This is a genomic window from Parafrankia irregularis, assembly GCF_001536285.1.
Lineage (GTDB): Bacteria > Actinomycetota > Actinomycetes > Frankiales > Frankiaceae > Parafrankia > Parafrankia irregularis.
This window is the reverse complement of the sequence record NZ_FAOZ01000083.1, coordinates 1-1,511: the sequence shown is the minus strand read 5'-3', so window position 1 is coordinate 1,511 and position 1,511 is coordinate 1. Positions and strand designations below refer to the sequence as shown.

The window sequence follows — 1,511 nt, the reverse complement described above, 5'->3', positions numbered from 1 at the left end:
AGCACCAAGTACTAACGACGTCGACCGAACGCCCCACCACATTTTCACCCTGTCCCGGGTGGCCCCACCAGGGGCCATGACGGACTGCAACGGCAGTTGTGATGTCTGTGGTGGATGATCTGGGTTGTGGTGGTGGAGGCGTGGGCGGCTGAGCTGGACGGGCTGTGCGCACGGGCCGGGGGGCGGTTCGGTCGGGCTGAGCCGCGGCGGCGGGTCCGTGAGTATGTGTCTGGGCTGGTCGCGGGCCTGGATCGGAAGAACGGGTGGACGCTGGCGGAACGGGCTGGTGAGCGGTCGCCGGACGGGATGCAGCGGCTGCTGCGCCGGGCTGACTGGGACGTCGATGGGGTCCGGGATGATGTGCGGGCCTTCGTGGTGGACCGGCTTGGGGACCCGGCCGCGGTGCTGATCGTCGATGACACCGGGTTCCTGAAAAAGGGGACCCGGTCGGCGGGGGTGCAGCGGCAGTACTCGGGGACGGCGGGACGGCGGGAGAACTGCCAGATCGGGACGTTCCTGGCCTACCGGTCCCGGTGGGGCCATGCGCTGATCGACCGGGAGCTCTACCTGCCGGAGTCCTGGACCGAGGATCGAGATCGCTGCCGGGCGGCGGGGGTGCCCGACGAGGTGGAGTTCGCGACCAAGCCTCGTCAGGCGATGGCGATGCTGGAACGGGCGATCACGGCCGGGGTGCCGTTCGGCTGGGTGACCGCGGACGAGGCCTATGGGCAGGTCAAGTATCTGCGGGTCTGGTTGGAGGAACAGAAACGCGCCCATGTGCTGGCCACGAAATGCAACGACACCCTGATCACCAGTGTGGGTGGGCAGGAACGCGCCGACCGGCTGATCGCTGCTCTGCCCGCCCGGGCGTGGTGCCGGATCTCGGCCGGCGCGGGAGCGCACGGGCTGCGGGACTACGACTGGGCGAGGGTCGAGATCCGTCTGCGGGTCTGGTGGGAGCCGGGCTGGGGGCACTGGCTGCTCGCCCGGCGCCACCGCACCAGCGGGGAGCTGGCGTTCTACGTCTGTTTCGGTCCGCGGCGCACCACCCTGGCGCAGCTTGTGACCGTGGCCGGGGCTCGCTGGCCGATCGAGGAATGCTTCCAGCAGGCGAAGCAGACCTGCGGCCTCGACGACTACCAGGTCCGTGACTACCGGGCCTGGTACGCCCACATCACCTTGTCGATGCTCGCCTACGCAGCTCTGGCCGCGGCCCGCGCCGGCCAGGTAAAAGGGGACCCCTGCCCGCCGGCATGGGCATGATCGGACTGACCTTACCCGAGATCCGCCGGCTGATCGTCACCCTCCTGCACCGCATCCACCCCGCTGACCATGTCTGGGCGTGGTCGGCCTGGCGTCGCCGCCGTCAGCACCAGGCCCGACGCAGCCACTACAAACGACGAGGACACAGTCAAGTGCCGTTGCAGTCCGTCATGGCCCCTGGTGGGGCCACCCGGGACAGGGTGAAAATGTGGTGGGGCGTTCGGTCGACGTCGTTAGTACTTGGTGCT

Annotated in this window: 1 protein-coding gene; it reads left to right on the top strand. The window is 69.0% G+C overall.

What is annotated here, in order from left to right:
* The first annotated feature begins 126 nt into the window (after window positions 1-126).
* Complete coding sequence (locus tag AWX74_RS38755; RefSeq protein WP_054565296.1) at window positions 127-1,263, top strand: IS701 family transposase; 1,137 nt, start codon at window positions 127-129, stop codon at window positions 1,261-1,263.
* The last annotated feature ends 248 nt before the right edge of the window (window positions 1,264-1,511 follow it).